The organism is Pseudomonas sp. LARHCG127, assembly GCF_052871455.1.
Genome location: NZ_JBIXJT010000004.1, coordinates 247,660 through 271,513 on the forward strand (window position 1 = coordinate 247,660; position 23,854 = coordinate 271,513).

Genomic DNA, 23,854 nt, shown 5'->3' on the forward strand with positions numbered 1-23,854 from the left:
GGGGGGGGCCGCGGCTGCCCCGGGGCCCCCCCCACCCCCCCCCCCCCCCCCCCCCCCCCCCCCCCCCCCCCCCCCCCCCCCCGCTCCCACAAGGTACGCCTGGCGCCGACATTGTGTAGCCCATAAAAAAGCCCTCGCCGCCGCAAGGCAACGAGGGCTTTTTGTTTTCCTGGTGCTACATCTCGACCTGCGTCCCCAGTTCGATCACCCGGTTCAATGGTAGATTGAAGAAGCGCAGGTTGCCGTTGGCGTTTTTCAACATGAAGGCGAACAACGACTCACGCCAGCGGGCCATGCCTTCGAGCTTGGAGGCAATGACGGTTTCGCGGCTGAGGAAGTAGGTGGTGCGCATCGGGCTGAAATCCAAATCGTCCAGATGGCAGAGCTTGAGCGCCTCGGGCACGTCCGGCTCGTCAGTGAAACCGAAGTGCAGGATCACCCGGAAAAACCCTTCGCCGTAGGCGTCGACCTCAAAGCGCCGTTGCGGCGGTACCCGGGGAATGTCCTCGTACACCACCGTCAGCAGCACCACCTGCTCATGCAGCACCTGGTTGTGCAATAGATTGTGCAACAGCGCGTGAGGCACGGCATCCGAACGCGCGGTCAGGAACACGGCTGTCCCTTGTACGCGGTGCGGGGGTTGCACGCGGATGCTGCTGATGAAGATCGGCAATGGCAACGCCCCTTCGTCCAGGCGATCCACCAGCAGTTGCTTGCCGCGCTTCCAGGTGGTCATCAGCACGAACAAGGCAATACCGGCGATGACCGGAAACGCACCGCCCTGAATGATCTTCGGCACGTTGGCGGCGAAGTACAGACCGTCCACCAGCAGGAAACCGAACAACAACGGGACTGCCAGCAGCGGTGGCCATTTCCACAACAGCAAGATCACCGCGGACACCAGGATCGTGGTCATCAACATGGTACCGGTCACCGCCACGCCGTAGGCCGAAGCCAGCGCGCCGGACGATTCGAAGCCCAGCACCAGCAGCACCACGCCGACCATCAGCGACCAGTTCACCGCGCCGATGTAGATCTGGCCCTGCTCGGCGCTGGAGGTGTGCTGGATGTACATGCGCGGGATGTAACCGAGTTGGATCGCCTGGCGCGTCAGGGAGAACGCACCGGAAATCACCGCTTGCGAAGCGATGACCGTGGCCAGGGTCGACAGGCCGACCAACGGCAGCAACGCCCAACTCGGCGCCAGCAGATAGAACGGGTTGCGTGCCGCTTCCGGGTCACCGAGCAGCAACGCACCTTGACCGAAATAGTTGAGCATCAGGCCTGGCAACACCAGGATGAACCAGGCGCGGGCAATCGGTTTGCGGCCGAAGTGGCCCATGTCGGCGTACAGCGCTTCGGCGCCGGTCAGCGCCAGCACTACCGCGCCGAGGATGGCCACGCCCATGCCCGGATGGACCACAAAGAAGCGCACGGCCCAGGCCGGGTTCACCGCCTGCAACACTTCCGGATGCTGCACGATGCCGTACACCCCCAGGGCGCCGAGCACCAGGAACCAGGTCACCATGATCGGGCCGAACAGAATGCCGATCCGCGCGGTGCCGTGGCGCTGGATCAAAAACAACGCCACCAGCACCACCAGCGACAGGGGCACCACCCAGTGGTCGATGCCTTCGAATGCGAGGCCCAGGCCCTCGATCGCCGAAAGCACCGAGATCGCCGGGGTGATCATGCTGTCACCGTAGAACAGCGCCGCGCCGATCAAGCCGCAGATCACCAGGAATGTACGCAGCCGCGCCCTTCCCGCCGCCGCTCGCCGCGCCAGGGCGGTGAGCGCCATGATCCCGCCCTCGCCCTGGTTGTCGGCGCGCAGGACGAACATCATGTACTTGATCGACACGACCCAGATCAGCGACCAGAAAATCAGCGACAGGATCCCCAGCACCCCATCGTGATTGACAGGTACGCCATAGGCCCCGGAAAACACTTCCTTGAGGGTGTACAAAGGGCTCGTGCCGATGTCGCCATAAACCACTCCGACCGCCGCGACCAGCATGCTCAGCGGCTTCGCTGCCGAATGCTCGGCACCTGCCACCTGACTACTTGCATGACCCATCCAACACTCCCGATTCCCAGACCTGTCTTCTTGAACGAAACACGATGCTTTGTTGAGGCAGCGTGCGCTGTTTTACGTATTGTTACAGACGTTTTGTTGACTGTAGCAATCGCCAGAGCGCAAAGGCGCGCAGCATAGCGCAGCACTCGTCGTATTTCCCGGTATAAAGCTGGTCAAGCAGCCCGGCCACAGATAGAATTGCGCACTTTTTGATCAGAGGCGCGCCAGGCGCCCTGTCTCGACAAGAGACGATCCCCCTACACCGAGGTTAGACATGTCCACCACTCCCGCGCCCGCCAATCCGAAGGTTGGCTTCGTATCCCTGGGTTGCCCGAAAGCTCTGGTCGACTCCGAGCGCATCCTGACCCAGCTTCGCATGGAAGGTTATGACGTCGTGTCCACGTACCAGGACGCGGATGTGGTGGTGGTCAACACCTGCGGCTTCATCGATTCGGCCAAGGCCGAGTCCCTGGAAGTGATCGGCGAAGCCATCAAGGAAAACGGCAAGGTCATCGTCACCGGCTGCATGGGCGTGGAAGAAGGCAACATCCGCAACGTGCACCCAAGCGTGCTGTCCGTGACCGGCCCGCAGCAGTACGAGCAGGTGGTCAACGCCGTGCACGAGGTGGTGCCACCACGCCAGGACCACAACCCGCTGATCGACCTGGTGCCGCCACAAGGCATCAAGCTGACCCCGCGCCATTATGCCTACCTGAAGATTTCCGAGGGCTGCAACCACAGCTGCAGCTTCTGCATCATCCCGTCGATGCGCGGCAAGCTGGTGAGTCGTCCGGTGGGCGACGTCCTCGACGAGGCCCAGCGCCTGGTCAAGGCCGGCGTCAAGGAGCTGCTGGTGATCTCCCAGGACACCAGCGCCTACGGCGTCGACGTGAAATACCGCACCGGCTTCTGGAACGGCGCACCGGTGAAAACCCGCATGACCGAGCTGTGCGAAGCCCTCAGCACCCTCGGCGTCTGGGTCCGCCTGCATTACGTCTACCCGTATCCCCATGTCGACGAGCTGATCCCGCTGATGGCAGCCGGCAAGATCCTGCCGTACCTGGATATCCCGTTCCAACACGCCAGCCCGAAAGTCCTCAAGGCCATGAAGCGCCCGGCTTTCGAAGACAAGACCCTGGCCCGCATCAAGAACTGGCGTGAAATCTGCCCGGACCTGATCATCCGTTCAACCTTCATCGTCGGCTTCCCCGGTGAAACCGAAGAAGACTTCCAGTACCTGCTGGATTGGCTGACCGAAGCCCAGCTCGATCGCGTCGGCTGCTTCCAGTACTCCCCTGTCGAAGGCGCTCCGGCCAACGACCTGGACCTGGACGTGGTGCCGGACGACGTCAAGCAGGACCGTTGGGAGCGTTTCATGGCGCACCAGCAGGCCATCAGCTCGGCGCGCCTGCAAATGCGCGTCGGCCGTGAAATCGAAGTGCTGGTGGATGAAGTGGACGAGCAAGGCGCCGTGGGTCGCTGCTTCTTCGACGCGCCGGAAATCGACGGCAACGTCTTCATCGACAACGGCAGCAACCTCAAGCCAGGCGACAAGGTCTGGTGCAAGGTGACCGACGCCGATGAGTACGATTTGTGGGCTGAGCAGATCGGTTGATCCGCACAAAGCGGGACCGCTGTTGTGGCGAGGGAGCTTGCTCCCGCTGGGCTACGAAGTAGCCCCATCTTTGCGATTGCTACGCAATCGAGCGGGAGCAAGCTCCCTCCGGGAGCAAGCTCCCTCGCCACAGGTTGTTTGCAAGCCTCTCACCTGCCAGCACCCAAAAAATCCTCAAGCCCCGCTCTTGCGACAAGATGCGGGGCTTTTTTACGGCTATCGTATGGAGATATCCAGCACAAGGAGCAGGCGGGCATGCGTCAGCATTCGGTCATCCACACACCGAAACCGAGCGATTACCAGGAACTGACCCAGGTCTGGGAAGCGTCGGTGCGGGCCACCCATGACTTTCTACCGGACAGCTACATCGAATTGCTGAAAAATCTGGTACTCACTCGCTACCTGGATGCGGTGATGCTCATTTGCACCCGGGACGCGCGCCAACGGATCACCGGTTTCGCCGGTGTCGCGGCGGGCAAGATCGAGATGCTCTTTATCGACCCGCAACACCGTGGCCAGGGCCTGGGCAAGCTGTTGCTGCGCTACGCCATGGAACACCTGAACGCCGATCAACTGGACGTCAACGAACAGAACCCGCAAGCCTTGGGCTTTTACCTCAAGCAAGGCTTCGAAGTGGTCGGGCGCTCGGCAAAAGATGGCATGAACCAGCCCTACCCGCTACTGCACATGCGCTACAAGCAGCCTGACCTGAAGGCGGGACGCGGCTAAAAGTTGCATGAGGCAAATGGACCCGCGATTAACCGGCGCCAGGCAGGTACAATGCCCACCCTCTTTTTGTTACGGCCCCCGTCATGACTGACCCGATTCGTCTCTCCAAACGCCTCATCGAACTCGTCGGCTGTTCCCGTCGGGAGGCTGAGCTGTTCATCGAGGGCGGCTGGGTCACTGTGGACGGCGAAGTGATCGATGAGCCGCAGTTCAAGGTGACGGCCCAGAAAGTCGAACTCGATCCCGAGGCCAAGGCCACCGCGCCGGAGCCGGTGACGCTCCTGCTGAACGTCCCGGCTGGCATGGATGTAGACACCGCAATGGCTTCCCTCGGACCGCAGACCCTGAGCGAAGAACATCGCTTCGGCAAACGCCCGCTCAAGGGGCATTTCCTGCGCCTGACCGCCAGCGCCGACCTGCAGGCCAACGCCAGCGGGCTGCTGGTGTTCACCCAGGACTGGAAGATCTTGCGCAAGCTCACCGCCGACGCCGCCAAGATCGAGCAGGAATACGTCGTGGAAGTCGAAGGCGAAATGGTCGCCCATGGCCTCAATCGCCTGAACCATGGCTTGACCTACAAGGGCAAGGAGTTGCCGGCGGTCAAGGCCAGTTGGCAGAACGAGAACCGCCTGCGCTTTGCTATGAAGAACCCGCAGCCCGGCGTGATCGCGCTGTTTTGCCAGGCGGTCGGCCTCAAGGTCGTCGCCATTCGCCGCATCCGCATCGGCGGCGTGTCCATCGGCAAAGTGCCGCTGGGCCAGTGGCGCTACTTGTCTGCCAAAGAGAAATTCTAATTTTCCCGGCGCCGCACCGAACGCAGGCGCCCACTGCCGATTGATCAGGACAGCACACATGATTCACAACGACGTACTGCGCAGCGTGCGCTACATGCTCGACATCAGCGACAAGAAAGTCATCGAGATCATCAAGCTGGGCGGCCTCGACGTCTCCCTGGCGGACTTGGCGGGCTACCTCAAGAAAGACGAGGAAGAAGGCTTCGTGTTCTGCCCCGACGAGGTCATGGCGCATTTTCTCGATGGCCTGGTGATCTTCAAGCGCGGCAAGGACGAAAGCCGTCCGCCGCAGCCCATCGAAGTGCCGGTGACCAACAACATCATCCTCAAGAAACTGCGGGTGGCCTTCGAACTGAAGGAAGACGACATGCACGCCATCCTCAAGGCGGCCGAGTTCCCGGTGTCCAAGCCGGAACTGAGCGCGCTGTTCCGCAAGTTCGGCCACACCAACTACCGGCCGTGCGGTGACCAGTTGCTGCGCAACTTCCTCAAGGGCCTGACGCTGCGCGTTCGCGGCTGACTTCCCAGGCCTCCTGGGCCTTTGTGGCGAGGGAGCTTGCTCCCGCTGGACGCGCAGCGTCCCCTCGCGGTGTGTCAGACAACACCAGGGGGCCGCTTCGCGGCCTAGCGGGAGCAAGCTCCCTCGCCACAGAAGCGCTCTTGCCATGGAGAACAGTGCCAACCTGGTCCCTCGCGTTATGATGCCTTTTCAACCTCGCCCCGATCCCAACCCATGACCTACAGCGTCTCCCCCATCGGCTTCCTACGCTCCTGCTTCAAGGAGAAGTTCGCCATTCCCCGCCAACCGCAACTGGCGCCGGCCGCACGCGGCGTGCTGGAACTGGTGGCGCCGTTCGACCAGGGCGAGGCGGTGCAGGGCCTGGAGCAAGTCAGCCATGTCTGGCTGCTGTTTCTGTTCCACCAGGCCCTGGAAGACAAGCCACGCCTGAAAGTGCGGCCGCCACGCCTGGGCGGCAACAAGTCCATGGGCGTGTTCGCCACCCGCGCCACCCATCGCCCCAACGGCATCGGCCAGTCGGTGGTGAAGCTGGAACGGGTGGAAGCCGGACGCCTGTGGCTCTCGGGCATCGATTTGCTGGACGGCACCCCGGTGCTGGACATCAAGCCCTACGTGCCCTATGCCGACATCATCGGCTCGGCCTCCAACAGCATCGCCAGCGCCGCGCCTGAGTTGATTCCGGTGCAATGGGCGGATACCGCCCTGCTGCAAGCACGCGAGCATGCCATGCGACTGGGGGAACCCCTGGTGGAGCTGATTGAACAATGCCTGGCCCAAGACCCACGCCCGGCGTACCAGATTCCTACAGCCGAACGGGAATATGGTGCGCAGTTCTGGGATCTGGATGTGCGCTGGCATTACCCGCAGCCGGGGGTGATCCGGGTGTTTGAAGTAATCCCAACGAAGGAGTAATCGCCGGAAACGAAAAAGCCCGCGCGGCCTTCATCAGGCGGCGCGGGCTTTTTTCTTGGTCTGTCAGTGTGACCGAGTCGCTGCCATCGCGAGCAAGCTCGCTCCCACAGGGTTTTGTGTTGTGTCAGATCTCTCGAACAACACAAATCAACTGTGGGAGCGAGCTTGCTCCGGGCGGCGATCCGACGATGGCGATCTATCAATCGCCACAAATACAGCTTACTTCTCTACAAACGCCCGCTCGATCAGGTAATCACCCGGCTCGCGCATACGCGGCGAAACGGTCAGGCCGAAGCTGTTGAGCACTTCGCTAGTCTCGTCGAGCATGCTCGGGCTGCCGCACAACATGGCGCGGTCGTCCTGCGGGTTGATCGGTGGCAGGCCGATGTCGCGGAACAGCTTGCCGCTGCGCATCAGGTCGGTCAGGCGGCCTTCGTTCTCGAACGGCTCGCGCGTCACGGTCGGGTAGTAGATCAGCTTGTCACGCAGGGCTTCGCCGAAGAACTCGTTCTGCGGCAAGTGCTCGGTGATGAACTCGCGATAGGCGACTTCATTGACGTAGCGCACGCCGTGGCACAGGATCACTTTTTCGAAACGCTCATAGGTTTCCGGATCCTGGATGACGCTCATGAACGGCGCCAGGCCAGTACCGGTGCTGAGCAGGTACAGATGCTTGCCAGGCTTGAGATCGTCCAGCACCAGGGTGCCGGTGGGTTTCTTGCTAATGATGATCTCGTCGCCTTCCTTCAGGTGCTGCAACTGGGAAGTCAGCGGACCATCAGGCACCTTGATGCTGAAGAATTCGAGATGCTCCTCCCAGTTCGGGCTGGCAATCGAGTAAGCGCGCATAAGCGGGCGGCCGTTGGGCTGCTGCAGGCCGATCATCACGAACTGACCGTTCTCGAAGCGCAGGCCCGGATCGCGGGTGCACTTGAAGCTGAACAGAGTGTCGTTCCAGTGATGAACACTGAGGACACGCTCGTGGTTCATGTTGCTCATGTACGGGGACTCCTGGGAATGATGCCTGCGCCGATAATCTGCGCAATTGCATCGCATTCTAATGGCGGCGACAATATCTGTTAAATGGATTATTAAGATAAGGGTTATCGGTTATATAGATATGCGATTTACTCTACGTCAACTTCAAGTCTTCGTCGCCGTCGCCCAGCAGGAAAGCGTGTCTCGCGCTGCGGGCCAGCTCAATCTGTCGCAGTCGGCGGCCAGCACCTCCATCACCGAACTGGAGCGGCAATCGAGCTGCCAGCTCTTCGACCGTGCCGGCAAACGCCTGAGCCTCAATGCCCTGGGCAAACAACTGCTGCCCCAGGCCGTGGCGCTGCTGGACCAGGCCAAGGAGATCGAAGACCTGCTCAATGGCAAATCCGGTTTCGGCTCACTGGCGGTCGGCGCGACACTGACCATTGGCAATTACCTGGCGACCTTGTTGATCGGCGGTTTCATGCAACGCCATCCGGAAAGCCAGGTGAAGCTGCATGTGCAGAACACTGCCAATATCGTGCACCAGGTTGCCCACTATGAAATTGATCTGGGTCTAATCGAAGGCGACTGCAGCCACCCGGACATCGAAGTGCAAAGCTGGGTCGAGGACGAACTGGTAGTGTTCTGTGCCCCTCAACACCCGCTGGCCAAGCGCGGCCAGGCAACCATGGAGGAACTGACCCATGAAGCCTGGATTCTGCGGGAGCAGGGTTCGGGCACGCGACTGACCTTCGACCAGGCCATGCGCCACCACCGTAGCGCGTTGAATATCCGCCTGGAGCTGGAACACACCGAAGCCATCAAGCGCGCCGTGGAGTCCGGCCTGGGCATTGGCTGCATCTCCCGCCTGGCCTTGCGCGACGCCTTTCGCCGCGGCAGCCTCGTCGCGGTTGAAACCCCGGACATGGACCTGGCGCGGCAGTTCTATTTCATTTGGCACAAACAGAAGTACCAGACCTCGGCCATGCGCGAATTCCTCGAACTGTGCCGGGCCTTCACCGCCGGGGCCCAACGCAGCGACGAAATCGTGCTGCCGGCCATTGCCTGACCCGTTACAGCAGGATCAGGCCCCACACCAATGCGATCATCGTCAGGGCGACGAACTGGGCGGCGCTGCCCATGTCCTTGGCGTTTTTCGACAACGGGTGCAACTCCAGGGAGATGCGGTCGATGGCTGCCTCCACCGCCGAGTTGAGCAACTCCACGATCAGTGCCAGCAGACACACGGCAATCAGCATCGCCTGTTCGACACGACTGACGTTCAGGAAGAACGACAGCGGAATCAGGACGACGTTGAGCAGCACCAACTGACGGAAAGCCGCTTCGCCGACAAAAGCCGCGCGCAGCCCGTCCAAGGAATAGCCGGAGGCATTGAGGATGCGTTTCAGGCCGGTCTGGCCTTTAAAAGGTGACATAGAGTGGGCAACTGATCGAAAAGGAGTGGAGAAACTAATTCAAACCCGGTCAAAAAAGCGTGAAGCAGCGCATCAAGCCTGCGGCGAAATTGACTCAAGTTGTTGCAACAACAGGGCCGCCTGGGTCCGGGTGCGTACATTCAGTTTACGGAAGATCGCCGTGACGTGAGCCTTGATGGTGGCCTCCGACACGTTCAGTTCATAGGCAATCTGCTTGTTCAGCAAGCCTTCGCAGACCATGGTCAACACCCGGAACTGCTGCGGTGTAAGGCTGGCCAGGCCCGCGCTGGCGGCCTTGGCTTCTTCGGACACGCTCACGGCTTCGAACGCCTGGGGAGGCCAGCAGACGTCGCCGTCCAGGACCGCCTTCACGGCCTTTTGAATCATTTCAAGGGAACTGGACTTGGGTATGAAGCCACTGGCGCCGAACTCCCGGGCCTTCACCATCACCGAGGCTTCTTCCTGGGCCGAGACCATGACCACGGGGATCTGCGGATATTGGCCGCGCAACAGCACCAGCCCTGAAAAACCATAGGCACCGGGCATGTTCAAGTCCAGCAGCACCAGGTCCCAGTCGGCCTTGTCCGTCAGCCGGGCCTCCAGTTCCGCGATGCTGGCCACCTCCGTCAACCGGACAGCCGGGCCAAGGCCCAGGGTCACTGCCTGATGCAACGCGCTGCGAAAAAGCGGGTGGTCATCGGCAATCAGGATTTCGTATGTGGCCATTTTTCAAATGATCCTGTTTTTAATGGCAGGCCCGATGCATTCGCGCCTCGCCAAGACAACTCGAGACACCGCCCGGCGACGGTATCCACAGGGGCACGTTCAACGCCAAACATAGCGTTTCAAACAGTGGGCGGCGCCCTGGTCGGCGCCAAGCATGCCCAGCGAAGCCAGGGTGGTCAAGCAGCACGGCCGCCCCTTTGTCCAGTATGGGCCACTATTGGGCCAATACTGCGTGCGGCGTACGGATGAAGGGTTGCAACTCGGCATGGGCCGGAGTCGACAGGTTCACCTCCCGCTGGCCCTTGGCGCCCAGGTAATGCTGGCTGAACACATCGAAATAGGCATCCAGGGCCGACGCGGCGTCGCTGTCCCCCGCCAATTCCAGGCACAACGCCGCCACCTCAGCGGTGCACAAGTGCTCGCTGCGGGTCGAACGGCGCAAGCGGTAGCGCGACAGTTTGTCGGGAAGCAGGCTCAGGATCGGCAGTCGGTCGAAATACGGGCTTTTACGGAAAATCTTCCGCGCCTCCGTCCAGGTCGCGTCCAGCAGAATGAACAGCGGACGCTTGGCGTGATCGAGATCCACCGTATGGGTGACTCGCGATGGCTCGACATATTCGCCGGGGAACACCAGGTAAGGTTGCCATTGCGGATCGTTCAGCAACGCCAGCAGTTGCTCATCGACCTCGGTGCGCGACCAGATGAACGCATGGTTGTCCCGCACCACATCGGCTATCAGCCAACCGGTATTGCTTGGCTTGAACACCTCCTTGTTGGTCATGATCAAACAAACCCCGGAACGGGTCTCGACGCTCGGACGCCAGGCGCACAGGCAATGGCTCTCGATCACACGGCAGGCGCTGCAACGGGGCGCGCGCCAGCCCCGGGCCTGAATCGGCTTGATGCCTTCATCGATGCGCTGGTCGCGCAGGCGGGCTACGGCGTTAGGGGCGTGATTCATCGTGGGCAACGCCGGCGGACAGGAAAACTCGACACGAACAACACTCGGCAGGGCAATAAAGGCCGGCAGTCTACCAGAGCGCACGAACCTGTACCGTCCACACGGGCTCCCCTATAATCCCCGGCCACTGAACGCACAGTCATGTGATCGGTCGAACCACCAGTCACTGAACCAGGAGAGTTTCATGCTGCGCCTTATCGTCCCTACCGTTGCCGTTCTGCTGGCGACGTCCTTCAGCGCTCAGGCTGCCTCGCTGAAAGAACTCGAACTGAACAAGATGCTGCAGAACGTTGCCAAGGAAAGTAGCGTCGGCACGCCGCGGGCGATCAACGAAGACATTCTCGACCAAGGTTATACCGTCGAAGGCACCGAGCTGATCAACCACCTCAGCGTGCAGAGCAGCCATGCCCAGAAGATGCGCGCAGACCCCAAGGCCGTGTATTTCCAACTGGGTTCCACGGTGTGCACCAATCCGGGCTTTCGCAAGTTGATGGCCAAGGGCGCGACGATGCGCTATGAATTTACCGAGGTTAAGACCAACCGTCCGGTCGCGACCGAACGCTTCCAGGAATCGGATTGCCCGAAACCCGCCAAGACGAAGAAGTAATCAACCCGAGCTTGCGCGCCGCTGCTCATCGTCGGCGCGCAGTTCCGCCACCAGCGCCTGTAGATAGCGCGAGCGCCATGCTCGCCCGCCCAGCCGGCGACAGCATTCTTCCTCAAGACTCACCCGATTGGCCTGTGCCGATTCCAACAGCATCAAGTACAACTGCCTGTCGAGTTCCAGAGTCACCCTGGCCATCTCTCCCGCCTCCCTGCCCGATCCGCTTCAATCCAATCACGTGGCACCCAGCCCTGGGCGTCAATTACGTTGGCACGCTTGTTATCAGTAAATCAGAGCGACACGCAGTCGGCCGGCAATCTGACGAGCGGCGCGATATTGCCGTGTGCTTATCCAGCGGTTGCCAACGGTCACTTTTGAGCGCCATGATCAGACAGCAAAGATCGGCTAGATTCAGAAGTATTCTTAGCAGTTGCACCGGGCAGAAAGAGCCTGTCCGGCCAACACTTTGGCGTGCTTGTTTTTATCAAAGGGAAGAACAGAACCCGTTGGATGGCTTGGTCGCCTGCCTCAGGCCGCGTCGAGCCAGGTCAGCCGCCAGCCGATGCCTGGGCTGACAACGACACACGGAGTGTCGTGGCCCGAACGAATCTCTCGTTCGGGCCGGGGTCCTGTTAAGAAGGAGAAGCTGAATGCCTTATAAACCGAATGACCTGCTCAATCGTCATTTTGAGAACCACGGCCACGACCTCACCCGCAAGGTCGAAGAACAACTCAACCTGGTATCCCCCGACAGCCCCAACCTCCCCATTTACCGCGACATGATCCTGACTGTGCTGCGCATGGCCCAGGAGGATCACAACCGCTGGAATGCCAAGATTACGCTGCAAGCCCTAAGGGAATTGGAACAGGCCTTTCGTACGCTCGAACCATTCAAGGGCCGGCGCAAGGTGACGGTCTTCGGCTCGGCCCGAACGCCCATCGAACATCCTCTGTACGGCCTGGCCCGAGAGTTGGGCGCTGCGCTGGCCCGCTCAGACATGATGGTCATCACCGGTGCCGGCGGTGGCATCATGGCCGCAGCCCATGAAGGCGCAGGGCGTGACCATAGCCTGGGATTCAATATCACCCTGCCTTTCGAACAGCATGCAAACCCGACCGTTGAAGGCACGTCGAATCTGTTGCCGTTCCACTTCTTCTTTACCCGCAAACTGTTTTTCGTCAAGGAGGCCGACGCACTGGTGCTCTGTCCCGGCGGTTTCGGCACGCTTGATGAGGCACTGGAAGTCCTTACGCTGATACAGACCGGTAAAAGCCCATTGGTACCGGTGGTCCTGCTGGATGTTCCCGGAGGCAAGTTCTGGCAAGGCGCCCTGGATTTTATCCGCGAGCAGTTGGAGGAAAATCGCTACATCCTGCCCACAGACATGAAGCTCATGCGCCTGGTGTACAACGCCGAGGAGGCCGTGGACGAGATCAACCAGTTCTACCGCAACTTCCATTCCAGTCGCTGGCTCAAGCACCAGTTCGTGATCCGCATGAATCACAAGCTAAGCGAACAGGCCGTGCAGCAGATGCAGGTGGATTTTGCCGATCTGTGCCTGAACGACTGTTTTCATCAACATGACTACGGCGGTGAAGAGCACGACGAGGCCCGATTCAGTCATCTGACGCGGCTGACGTTCGCCTTCAACGCCCGCAACCACGGTCGCTTGAGGGAGCTGGTGGATTACATCAACCTGCCGGAAAACTGGGCCCAGCCCACCCAGAAGACCCACCCCCTCACATGGGAGCCGATCAAGGTAACCTGAGCCATAAAAAAACGGCCCGCTATCGAAATAGCGGGCCGTTTTTATTCAATCATCCATACCGCGACCGCTGAACAAGCGGTTGATCATTTCCATGGAATACCCTCGGTACGCCAGGAAACGCCCCTGCTTGGCTCGCTCCCGTGCATCGATGGGCAAATGCCCTGAAAACTTGCGACGCCAGGTGTCCGTCAGTTGCTCCTGCCAATCGATACCGCTTTCGCGCAGGGCAAGTTCGATGTCCGGGCGTTGCAAGCCGCGTTGGCCCAGTTCCTCACGAATGCGCAAAGGACCATAGCCGGAGCGAGCACGATAAGCGACGAAGCTTTCCAGGTAACGGGACTCCGACAACAAGCCCTCTTCAGTCAAGCGGTCGAGGGCTGTGTCGATCAACTCATCGGCTGCGCCGCGCTGACGCAGTTTACGCGTCAGCTCGACCCTACCGTGCTCGCGTCTGGCGAGCAGGTCCATCGCGGTTCGCCGCACCGCGACGAGGGTATCGAGTACGACGGTCATCGGATCAATCAGATGTCGGCATCAGCCAGGTCGTCAACGGGCTCGCGATTAGCCACGGACTTGACGTCTGCCACCGGGCTCAACAGCTTGTCACGCAGCTGCTTCTCGAGGGCCGCGGCAACTTCCGGGTTATCCGCCAGGAACTTGGCCGAGTTGGCCTTGCCCTGACCGATCTTGGTGCCGTTGTAGGCGTACCAGGCGCCCGACTTCTCGACGAAACCGTGCAACACACCCAGGTCGATCATCTCGCCATTGAGGTAGATGCCCTTGCCGTAAAGAATCTGGAACTCGGCCTGGCGGAACGGCGAAGCCACCTTGTTCTTCACGACCTTGACGCGGGTTTCGCTGCCGACCACTTCGTCACCTTCTTTCACCGCGCCGGTACGGCGGATGTCGAGGCGAACCGAGGCGTAGAACTTCAGTGCGTTACCACCGGTGGTGGTTTCCGGGCTGCCGAACATCACGCCGATCTTCATACGGATCTGGTTGATGAAGATCACCAGGCAGTTGGCGTTCTTGATGTTACCGGTGATTTTACGCAGGGCCTGGGACATCAGGCGAGCCTGGAGGCCCACGTGCATGTCGCCCATTTCACCTTCGATTTCAGCCTTTGGCACCAGTGCAGCCACGGAGTCGACGATGATCACGTCAACCGCATTGGAACGCACCAGCATGTCGGTGATTTCCAGGGCTTGCTCGCCGGTGTCCGGCTGGGAAACCAGCAGGTCGTCGACGTTGACACCCAGTTTGCCGGCGTACTCCGGGTCCAGGGCGTGTTCGGCATCGACGAAGGCGCAGGTCGCGCCGGCTTTTTGGGCCTGGGCGATCACGGACAAGGTCAGTGTGGTTTTACCGGACGATTCAGGACCGTAGATTTCAACGATCCGGCCTTTTGGCAGACCGCCAATGCCTAGCGCAATGTCCAGGCCCAGGGAGCCGGTGGAGATGGAAGGAATAGCCTGACGGTCCTGATCGCCCATACGCATTACGGCACCCTTGCCGAATTGACGTTCGATCTGACCCAAGGCCGCAGCCAAGGCTTTCTTCTTGTTGTCGTCCATTAAAGTCCTCACGTAATCAATAAGGCCTGGCGGCCAACACCTGTATAAGTAGCCAGTATTATTCCACAGCGATCCGGGATCGCCTACCCCTGATTTGAGATTTCTACGGCGGCATGTTGTAACAGCCCGTCTAGCGCGGCCTTCACCGTTTGTCGGCGGACCTCGTCGCGACTGCCTGGGAAGAATTTCTGCTCGCTGTACACCGTCTCGCCGACCCTCCAGGCGATCCACACGGTACCCACCGGTTTGCTCGGCGAGCCCCCGTCCGGCCCGGCCACGCCGCTGACCGCCACGGCAAATCGCGCCAGGCTTTTGCGCTGGGCACCTAGCGCCATGGCCTCGACCACCTCGCGGCTGACCGCCCCCACCTTTTCGAACAACCCGGCGGGCACATCCAACTGCTGGCTCTTCTGACGATTGGAATAGGTGACATAACCGGCCTCGAACCAGGCCGAACTCCCGGGGATCCGCGTGATGGCCTCGGCAATCCCCCCGCCCGTACAGGACTCGGCTGTGGTCACATGGGCATTGAGCCGCTGCAGGCGCCTGCCCAGTTCCGCGGCCAGTTCGGTAATGTCGTCCACGGTGCTCTCCTGATTCCACGCAATTGGGGCCTACCGTACACGAGCAGTCGAAGCTTGCAAGGCTCGCCAGACTACTGACCCAGGGCCCTGATGTAGGCCTGGCAAGCCTGCAACGCGATCAATCCGCGGTCACCGGCGTCGGTGATGGCGATAATTCGTTGAGCATGCGCCGGGTCAAGTCGGGCGCGTGGGGCGCCATGATCCACGCCGCTGGCGCGGGCGGCGGCAGGCACTGCACAACCGGCGGCAACCTCGTCGGCGTCGAGGAGGACTGACAGCCGGACATCGGCAGTAGCAAGGCGATCGCGCAGGCGATCCTGGTCACGTTGGGCATCGCTCAAGGCTCGGTAATGGGTTTGTTCGCTGGCAGCGAGTTGTAGCTCCAGGGCCAGGCGCTTGTCCTGCTCGGCCTTTTGCTGTATCGCCGCCGCCTGGGTGATTTGATTCAGCGTTTCGGCCTGGGCCTGTGCGAGTCGGGCCAGTTGCTGACCGTAACGCCAGTCCTGAAACCGCCACGCAAGCAGCGCCGAACCGCCGGCCAGCAGCGCGAGCAACACGACAACGCCCAGGGCACGGGATGAAAAAGGCATCAGGTCGAAGGTTGGCACAACACCTCCTTCGCCCGCGCCCACAATTGCAGGCGGTCCTCCAGGCCGTTCAAACCGCCGTTGATACGGCGAATGATTGTGTTGAACTGATCGCGGTCGGCCAATTCGTTCAAGCCGTTCTGCTCCCAGAACCAGGCGGCGGATTCGGCGGCCCATTGCGGCCGTTCGAGAAGCTCAGGCAAGGCCAGCAGGCGTTCGTCGCCGAACAGGCCGAGGCTGCAACGCAGATAGTTGTCGTGGCCGGTAATCTGGATCAGCCCTCGGCCGCGATACTTTTGACCGTCACCATCAGCCTGGGGCGAGTTGCCCAGGCGAACGGCCAGGGTTCCGGTATCGTATTTTCCAAGGTACTGCTCGCTGCCTAGCTCGCGCACATAACGCAATTGTCCCGACTCATGACCGACCTGGGCCAGGAACGCGGCCATTCGTTTGGGTGTGTCGATACGATGGCGCGACATGGCGGTGTTCAGCGCGGAAATAAAAACGCCCGCTTGGGCGCGGGCGTTGGGCATGATGTTGATGAGTTGCTGTTGCGTAAGGTCCATGTTCAGGTCATCGCCAGTGCATGATCAAAGATGTCCGGCCAGCCAGGATGGCGCAACCGGACGATACTCCGCGGCTGGAAAATGCTCATCCTGCGGCCAGTCCCTCAGCGCCCGACGGTAAGCCTGGAGCTGTGTGTACTGCGTCTGGTCCAGCGTCGTACCACCGCCGTCATCCATTTCGTCGCGATCTCTCGCGATGAGGCGGTCGGTCGCTGTGAGCCGGGCGTTGCGCCAGGTGTATTCGTTTTCTGAAGCCAGGGCCGATGTCAACGCGGGTGGGTCAACGAGAATGGGATAACCGTTGTCGGGGTTGGCCGAAACACGCTTGGGCGAGATGGCGAGTTGCTGGAGTAGCGATAGCCAGTAAGCCCGAGGAATCTCGATGACATCGTCGGGAATATCAGAAACATTGATACCTGGAACATACGCTCCGCAAGTGCTTGGACTGAACAACAAAGTGAATTCATTCATTCAATAACCCTTCGCAAAATAGGTAACGCCCCATCCCGCACTGAAGTGTCCAGAATAGTCTCGGACTTTCAGACGCACGCCTTGGCGGGTGGCGGTTCCACTGACCATAATCACCATGGCGCCATCACCACCTACATGGTTCGCAACGACCGAAACAAAAGCATTGGGGAATGATATCGGGAACGTAACGAACACTTCTCCATTGGCGTCAGTTGTACCGTAGCCCCACTGATCGATGTTTCCGCTCGCGTACTTTTGGTAACCCGGATTGCCCAACTGGCCTGAAAACAACGAGGTATATTTCAGAAGAACGGTGCCACCTATCAATCGCCATTGATTATCCAACTTGACGAATTCCGCCGTTTCACCACGGCCCAGTTCGATTGGCCCAAGCGTTGAGGATGAAGGTCCCAGCGTATCCGCAGACGAGGCTGTCGATACGTTCACGACGGCCCCAACGTTGATCAGTGTCAGCGTCGCTCCATGGATGATTCCCACTGTATTGGGCAACGTGACGTTGATTGCCGTCGTGCTGGCAAAACTGACGGCTCCGCCAACATGGGCGGGTGTCAGCGCCGTACTGACGGCGTACGCGGAAAAGCCGGAGTATTGAACACCGCTGCGTTTTACAAACTCCGTGGTGGCCACGGATCTGTCGTTATCAAATTGCGGAGCCGTGGTGAATAATCCGCTGCTACGCAAGGCCGTCAACAACTGATTATCCAGTTGTTCCGACGGTGTCAGTCCTGCGGCTTGAATGACACTCAGCAACTCCTGCGTCACGCCATTGCCCCAACTGGCGGGAATCAAGGAGCCCGGCGTACCCGCCTGCGGATCCTCATCCACGAACCTGCCATTCGACAAACCCGCACTGGGTATACTTTTTGGATAATCCAACTTTTCTCTCCAGATTGGCCAGCGGCGAAACGAAGGCGATATGAAGTCTCGCCTGTTGATTCATTCAGCAGCGGCATGGGAAATTGAGTTTTTAAAAATAGGCTACTGTGGAGGAGCTTAAGCGGCAGGCTCAGGCATGACCGGCCAGTTGATATCACTTGGAAAACCAACCTGATGCTGAACTCGATTCAATTCAACGCTGTAGAGCTTCCATTCCATCAGCGCCAGTTGTTCCTGGTCGCTGGCGTCGCCGATGTCTTCGGCGTATTGAAGCGGAGCTATGCGCAGAACCGCATCGCGAAGAAGAGCATCACGCTGAGCCAGTACCTGGGCCTTGAGCTCGCTCAACTGTGACTCAGCGTCGAACTGCCAGGTGTTGTCTTTCCAGATGTGATAGTTACCCGGCCAGGGTTCAACTGTGAATGCCGCCGGCAATTCTCCCAGTTCGCTCCAGATCTGCTGGCCGCCATCTTCCTTGCGATAAACCAAACCGCGCTGATCAACCACCTCTCGCGGAATATTATTGACCAGCGCCCACGTACGGCCACTTTCAGGTGACGGTAGCTCAAAAGAAATTTCAACGGCATTGCTGGGGGTCTGAACGCCAACACCCGGCGTTACGGAAAACTCCACGGGTCCGGACAATGCGCCGGCTTTATCGAATAGATAATAAAACACAGACACCTCAGATTAGTTTTATACGCGCGGGATAGGCGACGTTGCGCGGGCGGGACCGGAACGAGTAGAGCAGCGTATTGGCCGGATCCATCTGGTAAGTGGTCCCGGCCGGAAAAGTGGGACCGCCATTAACCAAGTCCCCGATGATTTTGATTTCTTCGCGAGTATTGGCACCAAATCCGGTAAGGCTATCGGACCACCTTGATCCAACCGCACCCGCTCCTTGAGCTCCTAGTGCATGAGAATGGACAGTGCCGGGTTGAAAGGTCCCCATCGCCCGTCCGGCGTCAACAGAACGCCCTTCATCCAGAATTCGCAGGAACTCACCTCGTCCCTCTGGCGCACGGAAAGTGACCGCGCCATCACCAGAACTCCATTTGCCTTCATTACCTTCCCGAGCGGCCTCTGTGCCGAGCATTCCAGACTGCTGGGCGTGATCCCAAAGCCAAGGCCATTCAGCACGCTTCATGACGGTGCCATTTAGCGCACCGTAACCTCCCGGGCTCAATTGGATAGTCGTTTCAAAAAACGGGCGTCCCAAAGGCGTGTTGTCAAACCGCCCCATGGGCCACCAGCTCCCTGCCCCATCACTGCGCAAATGCCACCAGTCACCACTGCCCATCAATACCAGGAACGGATAACCGACAGCCGAAAGATGGGTGTGGAACTTGATTCGATCAGTGCCGGCCGCCTGGACCACCAGACGATTGCCACTGTTGTCCAGGCGTCGAATGATGACGTCTCGAACACCCAGGGCAACGTTGGCCGGGGGCAGTCCGATCGAGGTGACGCCAGCGTTGGCATCAATCAATACGAGGCCAAGTTCATTTGCTGTCAGCGCTTTCGACAGGGTCAGCCGTGTAACCACTGAGCGTGTAGGGGTGGTAGTACCGATAATTTTCTGAACAGCTTTGAAAAGCTGGTTGGTGTCCGCTTCGGATGGCGCCATATCGGCGCCCGCAATCACCCCCAGGATTTCTTGTGTGACGCTGTTACCCCACATAGCGGGGATCAAGGATCCTGGCGAGCCCTCAACGGGGTTTTCATCCACAAACCGACCGTTCACCAGCCCAACGCTGGGAACACTTTTTGGATAATCCATGTTTTATTTTCTCTCTATGAGACCGGGCTCAAGCCTGAAGAGGTAGCGCTCGGAGGGTCGCGAGCACGTCATCAGCGACTTGGGCGGCGAGATCCGCCTTGCCTTTGGCGATGTATGCGCGGATCTGTGCCTTGGCCTTGAGGCGCAGCTCGCGAAGCGCCACCAGGTTCGCGTCGAATTCAGTAGCCTTGGCGAGAATCTGATCCGCTGCCTGCCTGGCGGTGCGGCCTTTGACGACCCAAGCGGAAACCGACAACGGCACCGCTTTTTTCGGGTAGCCCTGGTCCTTGAAAGCCTGCGCCTCCAGGGCGGCTTGTTGATATTCCAAGGCACGCAAGGGATCACCGGCCAACGTGCGACGCGCGCTGTCGGCAGCGGCATCGACCTTGGCACACAGGCGTTCGGCTTCCTGGCGCAACTGCTCGGCAGCATTCTCTTCGGTAAGCACCCAGGTATCGTCCACCCAGATATGCGCCGCGGAAGGTGCAGGCGGGCGAAGTCCGTCTTCGTACTGGTGCAACTCTTGAATGACTTTCATCGGATCAGCTCCCAGGACAAATGAACGTTTATTGCGTTGGTAAAATTGACGCCGATGCCCACGCTGTAATCCGTCAGGGCCTGGTGCCCCTTGATCCCCATGCTCAATAGCAATTCGTCGCTATCGGCATTGGTAACGCCCAATGTGTGCTCGGCCTGGTACGACTGCCAAAGCGAACGCAACTGGGTATGGTCAAAACTGGCCGTGACCGTGGAAACGCTCACATCATTGACTACGTTACTGGAGAACAGCACGCACATGGACGGACTTGCGGGGTTTGTCCAACCGGCGGCGTTGTTGCCGGGCGTCGCCGCGACAGGTGACAGGTAGCTGTAATTGCCTCCAACCCACCCGGCCTGAACGAAGGCCAACGAAGTCACGGCACTCGGAGAGGGGGTGGGATTGCCCGCCACAAGCCGCGCCGCACGCGCATGGGGATCCAGCGGCAGATAAACCACCCCCGTGCCATTCACCGTTTGAGTCCAGGTCAATTGGGCACGGTTGTAGATCGTACGAATCGTCGGCAAGGAGCCCGGCGCCCCGGTCATCACCCAGGCCAGGCACATGTCCAGGGGCGTGGACGCAAACCCGCCGCCGGACGCGCCGTTGACAGTCCCCTTCAAGGACTCCGGCGCGAGGTCATACAAGCTTCCACGCTGCAGGTAGAACGTCAGCGCACCGCCTATGACTTGCGCTCGTAGAAAGTAACTGGCGCTGGGCAACAAATCGGCACTGCTCCACGCCGACGTCACGTAAGTGCGTGATCGAGCCAACCGCCCACTTACCACCTCTTGTCCGATGCAGATGTACACACCCGCCGGAATCGAAACACGGCCGCCGCTGGTGGACAGTGCCATTGGCGTGACTGCCAGGCGGGCGTCCGCGGTCGCAATCGTTGGCAGCGGCAACGCGGCGATCGGAAGCGCGAGGTCCTGGTTCCAGCCCTTGGCCGTGACCGACTGAATCGCCTCGAGCAATTGATCGTTCTGGGTTTCATCCGGCGTCAGATCCCCCGCCTTGATGACATTCACGATCTCCTGCGTCACCCCATTTCCCCAAGCGGCCGGAATCAACGACCCCGGCGTCCCGGTCAATGGGTTTTCATCAACGAACTTCCCATTCACCAACCCGGCGCTGGGCACACTCTTCGGATAATCCATCCGTTTACTCCCTAGTCATAATTGATGTGGACCTTGGTATGCGCCGGCGCACTGCGGTGGATCAGGCATTCCAAGGCCGAGCCTGGGTTAACCCCAAAACGCTCGCCCCAATAGCTGGCGCCAAAGCGGCGGCCCAATAGCAGGCGGCCGCCCGTGTTGAGGGTCCACATGAATTGCGCCTGCCAGGTTCCGAAATGCGCCTCGCCGAACCGTGCGCGGCCCATGCGCGGCGCCTTGAGTTCGGTGATGGTGGCGTTGGGGTAACCCTGGCTCTTGGCGATTTCCACGTAATAAGCGATGGCCTGGCTGCCGACCGCCAGCAAGCGACGGCGCACCGCCAAGCGACGATCGTCATACAGCGGCGTAGCCCCAAGGCACGGATCCGGCAGGTTCATCACCCGCTCCCAATCCGGCACCAGTTCACTCACCCCTGCCGGGTCCATCTCATTGAGCAAGTCGGCGGCACGGGCGTCGAGGCGAGCCAGTTCCTGGGCGATGCCTTGCAACACTTCCTCCAGTTCCGGCACACGCTCCGGATCCCACGCCGGCCCGCTGGGCAGCAGGCTGCGCAGTTGGGCCTGGTACTGTTCGGCGGTTCTTATTCCAGCCATGTGCAGCCTCCGAACGTCAGCAACTGATTGCTGGCGGCGGCCACGTCGGCGACCGGCGCGCTGAGCTTATGGTCGGTTTCGCCGGCGGCGCTGCTGATGGCTTCGGCGATATGACTCAGCAACAGCGTTTCGCCGAGGCCGGCTTCGCGGTTATGCAAATCGCGCAGTTGCGCCTCGATGGCCGCCCGCACGGCGCTGGTGTCCGGGGTGATGCGCAGCTTGTAGCTCACCGGCACTTGCGTTGGCGCCAGCACATGCAGCTCGGCGGTCACCGGACGCAAGGGCTCGATATAGGCTTGCACTTCTTCCAATTGCTCGGCGTTGGGGATCGGCTGCGGATCGTCGTCGCGCATCACGAACAGGCCGACAGTGCCGGGTCCCAGGTAGCTGCCCCGACACCACGCGCGGGTGATGCCCGGAATTTCCAGGGCCCAGGTTTCATAGTCCTGGGCCGAACCGCCGTGAGGAATGACGCGATAGGAACGGATCACCCTGGCTCGCAGGGATTCAAGGCTTTCCCGGGCGACACCGCCGGTCAACCCTGGCGCCAGCACGGTGAAACGATTGCCAATGCCCAGCAGCGGCTGCACCGGTGTCAGCACCAGGCCGGTCTCCGCGTTGCCCAGGCTACCGGCCTCCAGTGCTGCGACGGTGGCGGTGTTCAAGCCATTGCTGGTGGTGCCGGCGGTGATCACTTTATAAGTACGCCCATCGGTCGATTGCAGCAGCGTGTCGACATCCAGCACGGCGCCAGCCGTGGCGGTGAAGCTGACACTGCCGCTCGCCGCCTGGGCGGCCTTACGCGCCTGGTTCAGGCGCAAGGCGGCGATGCGCTCCAGGGTGGATTCATCGGCCTTGTCCGGCAGGATTTGCTCGGCGATCCAATCCAGGTAGCCATACAGGCCATAGGCGGCGCCGCCGAGGGTGCGGGCCAGCACTTGGGCATCGGACTGGCGCAGCGAATCGCTGGCCAGGTCGCTTTGGGCGCGTTTGATCAGCACCGGCAGCGAAGGGGTTTCAAACGGCATAGGTCACCTGCCAACTGTTATCGGGGTTGATGTCCAGGCGCTCGCCGTCAGCCAGGGTCAGGACCGTGCGCAGGTTCAGGCGCTGGGCGTCGAGGCGTTCGCTGATGATGTCGATGGCCTTGCAATGGCCGTCGTCGATCAGCCATTGCAAGGCTTCGCGGGCATAGAATTCGGCGTCGAGCTGGGTCTGGCGAGTCAACTTGACCCGGCGCAACAGCCACAGCCGCGAGCCAATGCGGTCGTCGGCCACAGTGGGAAAGGTATCGCCCCACCAGCCGAAACGTTCCTCGTCATCGACGGCATCGTCGTCGGCGGCACGACGCCAGGTGAAGAGGCTGATCAGCACCGAACGGGTCAGCGCGGCGTGCAGGTTCTGGCTGATGAACATCATTGGCCTCCCGCCGGAGCGCCGGTCTGACCGTTGCCGGCCTGTACGCCGACGTGCACGTGTTTGATCTGGCTGACACCGCCGGCGATCTGGTCGCCCTGGGAGACAATCTTGCCGGTGTGGTTGATGACCGGGCTGTCGATGTTCACCGCGCTGCTGGCGCGGATATTCAGGGTGGCTGTCTGGATGTCGATGACACGGCCGCGCTTGAAGTGGAGCTTGTCGCCTTCGTCGGTGTAGAGCGCCACTTCGCCCGGGGCCAAGGCCTGGAGGCGGAAGCGGCGATCGGCGACCACCAGGACCACGGCATGGGAGCGGTCGCCGCCCAGGAACGTGGCGATGCCTTCGGCGCCGGCCAGGGGGTTGCTGGTGAAACCGTAGGGTTCGAAGTGCTCCATGTCGTCGTTCACTTCGCCGGCGGTGAGGCGCATTTGCAGCGATTGCAACTTGGTGGCCGAGTTGGCGAGCACGACAGTGCCGCGCGCCAGGAGGCGGGTCAGTAGGCTCATTGGGTTTTCCTTCAGAATCGGATTTAGCTGCAGACACCTG

The 23,854-nt window shown here is 60.6% G+C and carries 29 protein-coding genes; 8 read left to right on the top strand and 21 right to left on the bottom strand.

What is annotated here, in order from left to right; genetic code table 11:
• Positions 1–175: 175 nt before the first annotated feature.
• The gene (locus ACIPQ1_RS09335) at positions 176–2,017 is read right to left on the bottom strand and encodes a potassium transporter Kup (protein ID WP_434576609.1); all 1,842 of its coding nucleotides are present in this window, start codon (positions 2,015–2,017) and stop codon (positions 176–178) included.
• Between the two features lie 334 nt (positions 2,018–2,351).
• On the opposite strand from ACIPQ1_RS09335, the gene rimO reads away from it, so the two are divergent.
• From rimO to tsaA, 5 genes are all read left to right on the top strand, one after another.
• The gene (rimO, locus tag ACIPQ1_RS09340; RefSeq protein WP_186705561.1) at positions 2,352–3,692 is read left to right on the top strand and encodes a 30S ribosomal protein S12 methylthiotransferase RimO; all 1,341 of its coding nucleotides are present in this window, start codon (positions 2,352–2,354) and stop codon (positions 3,690–3,692) included.
• A 255-nt stretch (positions 3,693–3,947) separates the two neighbouring features.
• Positions 3,948–4,421, top strand: coding sequence for a GNAT family N-acetyltransferase (locus ACIPQ1_RS09345; protein WP_186705560.1), 474 nt, complete (start codon positions 3,948–3,950; stop codon positions 4,419–4,421).
• 83 nt (positions 4,422–4,504) lie between these two features.
• A complete protein-coding gene (locus ACIPQ1_RS09350) occupies positions 4,505–5,215 on the top strand; it encodes an rRNA pseudouridine synthase (protein ID WP_411386649.1) in 711 nt (236 codons plus the stop codon).
• 58 nt (positions 5,216–5,273) lie between these two features.
• Entirely contained in the window at positions 5,274–5,735 is a 462-nt protein-coding gene (locus ACIPQ1_RS09355; RefSeq protein WP_053182473.1) for a DUF1456 family protein, read from the top strand.
• A 213-nt stretch (positions 5,736–5,948) separates the two neighbouring features.
• Positions 5,949–6,647, top strand: coding sequence for a tRNA (N6-threonylcarbamoyladenosine(37)-N6)-methyltransferase TrmO (tsaA, locus tag ACIPQ1_RS09360; RefSeq protein ID WP_250965939.1), 699 nt, complete (start codon positions 5,949–5,951; stop codon positions 6,645–6,647).
• A 219-nt stretch (positions 6,648–6,866) separates the two neighbouring features.
• Here tsaA and fpr read toward each other — a convergent pair whose 3' ends face one another.
• Positions 6,867–7,646: a ferredoxin-NADP reductase gene (fpr, locus tag ACIPQ1_RS09365; RefSeq protein WP_003184787.1), complete on the bottom strand. Its 780-nt coding sequence runs from the start codon at positions 7,644–7,646 to the stop codon at positions 6,867–6,869.
• A 121-nt stretch (positions 7,647–7,767) separates the two neighbouring features.
• Here fpr and ACIPQ1_RS09370 point away from each other — a divergent pair, with 121 nt between their 5' ends.
• Complete coding sequence (locus tag ACIPQ1_RS09370; RefSeq protein WP_024617637.1) at positions 7,768–8,694, top strand: LysR family transcriptional regulator; 927 nt, start codon at positions 7,768–7,770, stop codon at positions 8,692–8,694.
• Positions 8,695–8,698: 4 nt separating this feature from the next.
• On the opposite strand, the gene ACIPQ1_RS09375 is transcribed toward ACIPQ1_RS09370, so the two are convergent.
• The 3 genes from ACIPQ1_RS09375 to ACIPQ1_RS09385 all read right to left on the bottom strand — a co-directional run bounded on the left by ACIPQ1_RS09375 (position 8,699) and on the right by ACIPQ1_RS09385 (position 10,748).
• The gene (locus ACIPQ1_RS09375) at positions 8,699–9,061 is read right to left on the bottom strand and encodes a diacylglycerol kinase (protein WP_250965940.1); all 363 of its coding nucleotides are present in this window, start codon (positions 9,059–9,061) and stop codon (positions 8,699–8,701) included.
• A gap of 72 nt (positions 9,062–9,133) precedes the next feature.
• Complete coding sequence (gene erdR / locus ACIPQ1_RS09380; protein WP_186705557.1) at positions 9,134–9,787, bottom strand: response regulator transcription factor ErdR; 654 nt, start codon at positions 9,785–9,787, stop codon at positions 9,134–9,136.
• 214 nt (positions 9,788–10,001) lie between these two features.
• Entirely contained in the window at positions 10,002–10,748 is a 747-nt protein-coding gene (locus tag ACIPQ1_RS09385) for a tRNA-uridine aminocarboxypropyltransferase (protein ID WP_250965941.1), read from the bottom strand.
• A 184-nt stretch (positions 10,749–10,932) separates the two neighbouring features.
• Between ACIPQ1_RS09385 and ACIPQ1_RS09390 the strand changes: the two genes are divergently transcribed.
• The gene (locus ACIPQ1_RS09390; RefSeq protein WP_003198359.1) at positions 10,933–11,355 is read left to right on the top strand and encodes a quorum-sensing-regulated virulence factor family protein; all 423 of its coding nucleotides are present in this window, start codon (positions 10,933–10,935) and stop codon (positions 11,353–11,355) included.
• On the opposite strand, the gene ACIPQ1_RS09395 is transcribed toward ACIPQ1_RS09390, so the two are convergent.
• Positions 11,356–11,550 carry a hypothetical protein gene (locus tag ACIPQ1_RS09395; protein WP_186705555.1) on the bottom strand — a complete coding sequence of 65 codons (195 nt, stop codon included), beginning with the start codon at positions 11,548–11,550 and terminating at the stop codon, positions 11,356–11,358.
• Between the two features lie 452 nt (positions 11,551–12,002).
• On the opposite strand from ACIPQ1_RS09395, the gene ACIPQ1_RS09400 reads away from it, so the two are divergent.
• Complete coding sequence (locus ACIPQ1_RS09400; RefSeq protein ID WP_446533997.1) at positions 12,003–13,121, top strand: LOG family protein; 1,119 nt, start codon at positions 12,003–12,005, stop codon at positions 13,119–13,121.
• 45 nt (positions 13,122–13,166) lie between these two features.
• On the opposite strand, the gene recX is transcribed toward ACIPQ1_RS09400, so the two are convergent.
• The 15 genes from recX to ACIPQ1_RS09475 all read right to left on the bottom strand — a co-directional run bounded on the left by recX (position 13,167) and on the right by ACIPQ1_RS09475 (position 23,814).
• Complete coding sequence (gene recX / locus ACIPQ1_RS09405; RefSeq protein WP_186705553.1) at positions 13,167–13,634, bottom strand: recombination regulator RecX; 468 nt, start codon at positions 13,632–13,634, stop codon at positions 13,167–13,169.
• A gap of 8 nt (positions 13,635–13,642) precedes the next feature.
• Positions 13,643–14,695, bottom strand: a complete 1,053-nt coding sequence (gene recA / locus ACIPQ1_RS09410; protein ID WP_014336835.1) for a recombinase RecA — start codon at positions 14,693–14,695, stop codon at positions 13,643–13,645.
• Positions 14,696–14,778: 83 nt separating this feature from the next.
• Positions 14,779–15,279 (bottom strand): CinA family protein, encoded by a 501-nt coding sequence (locus ACIPQ1_RS09415; RefSeq protein ID WP_411386646.1) that lies wholly within the window; start codon positions 15,277–15,279, stop codon positions 14,779–14,781.
• Positions 15,280–15,350: 71 nt separating this feature from the next.
• The gene (locus ACIPQ1_RS09420; protein ID WP_446533998.1) at positions 15,351–15,887 is read right to left on the bottom strand and encodes a lysis system i-spanin subunit Rz; all 537 of its coding nucleotides are present in this window, start codon (positions 15,885–15,887) and stop codon (positions 15,351–15,353) included.
• A complete protein-coding gene (locus tag ACIPQ1_RS09425; protein WP_446533999.1) occupies positions 15,869–16,432 on the bottom strand; it encodes a glycoside hydrolase family 19 protein in 564 nt (187 codons plus the stop codon). Before ACIPQ1_RS09425 ends, ACIPQ1_RS09420 begins: the two co-directional genes overlap by 19 nt.
• Positions 16,433–16,456: 24 nt before the next feature.
• On the bottom strand, positions 16,457–16,903 hold the full coding sequence (locus tag ACIPQ1_RS09430) for a phage tail assembly chaperone (RefSeq protein ID WP_411386644.1): 447 nt from the start codon (positions 16,901–16,903) through the stop codon (positions 16,457–16,459).
• Positions 16,904–17,800 carry a gp53-like domain-containing protein gene (locus tag ACIPQ1_RS09435; protein WP_446534000.1) on the bottom strand — a complete coding sequence of 299 codons (897 nt, stop codon included), beginning with the start codon at positions 17,798–17,800 and terminating at the stop codon, positions 16,904–16,906.
• A 117-nt stretch (positions 17,801–17,917) separates the two neighbouring features.
• Positions 17,918–18,478 carry a tail fiber assembly protein gene (locus tag ACIPQ1_RS09440; protein ID WP_446534001.1) on the bottom strand — a complete coding sequence of 187 codons (561 nt, stop codon included), beginning with the start codon at positions 18,476–18,478 and terminating at the stop codon, positions 17,918–17,920.
• 7 nt (positions 18,479–18,485) lie between these two features.
• Positions 18,486–19,580 (bottom strand): phage tail protein, encoded by a 1,095-nt coding sequence (locus ACIPQ1_RS09445; RefSeq protein WP_446534002.1) that lies wholly within the window; start codon positions 19,578–19,580, stop codon positions 18,486–18,488.
• 28 nt (positions 19,581–19,608) lie between these two features.
• Entirely contained in the window at positions 19,609–20,118 is a 510-nt protein-coding gene (locus tag ACIPQ1_RS09450) for a phage tail protein (RefSeq protein ID WP_411386640.1), read from the bottom strand.
• Positions 20,115–21,278 (bottom strand): phage tail protein, encoded by a 1,164-nt coding sequence (locus ACIPQ1_RS09455; protein WP_411386639.1) that lies wholly within the window; start codon positions 21,276–21,278, stop codon positions 20,115–20,117. The genes ACIPQ1_RS09450 and ACIPQ1_RS09455 overlap by 4 nt, the downstream gene beginning before the upstream one ends.
• 11 nt (positions 21,279–21,289) lie before the next feature.
• A complete protein-coding gene (locus ACIPQ1_RS09460) occupies positions 21,290–21,889 on the bottom strand; it encodes a YmfQ family protein (protein ID WP_446534003.1) in 600 nt (199 codons plus the stop codon).
• Positions 21,877–22,917 (bottom strand): baseplate J/gp47 family protein, encoded by a 1,041-nt coding sequence (locus ACIPQ1_RS09465; RefSeq protein WP_411386637.1) that lies wholly within the window; start codon positions 22,915–22,917, stop codon positions 21,877–21,879. The genes ACIPQ1_RS09460 and ACIPQ1_RS09465 overlap by 13 nt, the downstream gene beginning before the upstream one ends.
• Positions 22,907–23,305: a phage GP46 family protein gene (locus ACIPQ1_RS09470; RefSeq protein ID WP_079303617.1), complete on the bottom strand. Its 399-nt coding sequence runs from the start codon at positions 23,303–23,305 to the stop codon at positions 22,907–22,909. The genes ACIPQ1_RS09465 and ACIPQ1_RS09470 overlap by 11 nt, the downstream gene beginning before the upstream one ends.
• Positions 23,305–23,814: a phage baseplate assembly protein V gene (locus tag ACIPQ1_RS09475; RefSeq protein WP_411386636.1), complete on the bottom strand. Its 510-nt coding sequence runs from the start codon at positions 23,812–23,814 to the stop codon at positions 23,305–23,307. Before ACIPQ1_RS09475 ends, ACIPQ1_RS09470 begins: the two co-directional genes overlap by 1 nt.
• Between the last annotated feature and the right edge of the window lie 40 nt (positions 23,815–23,854).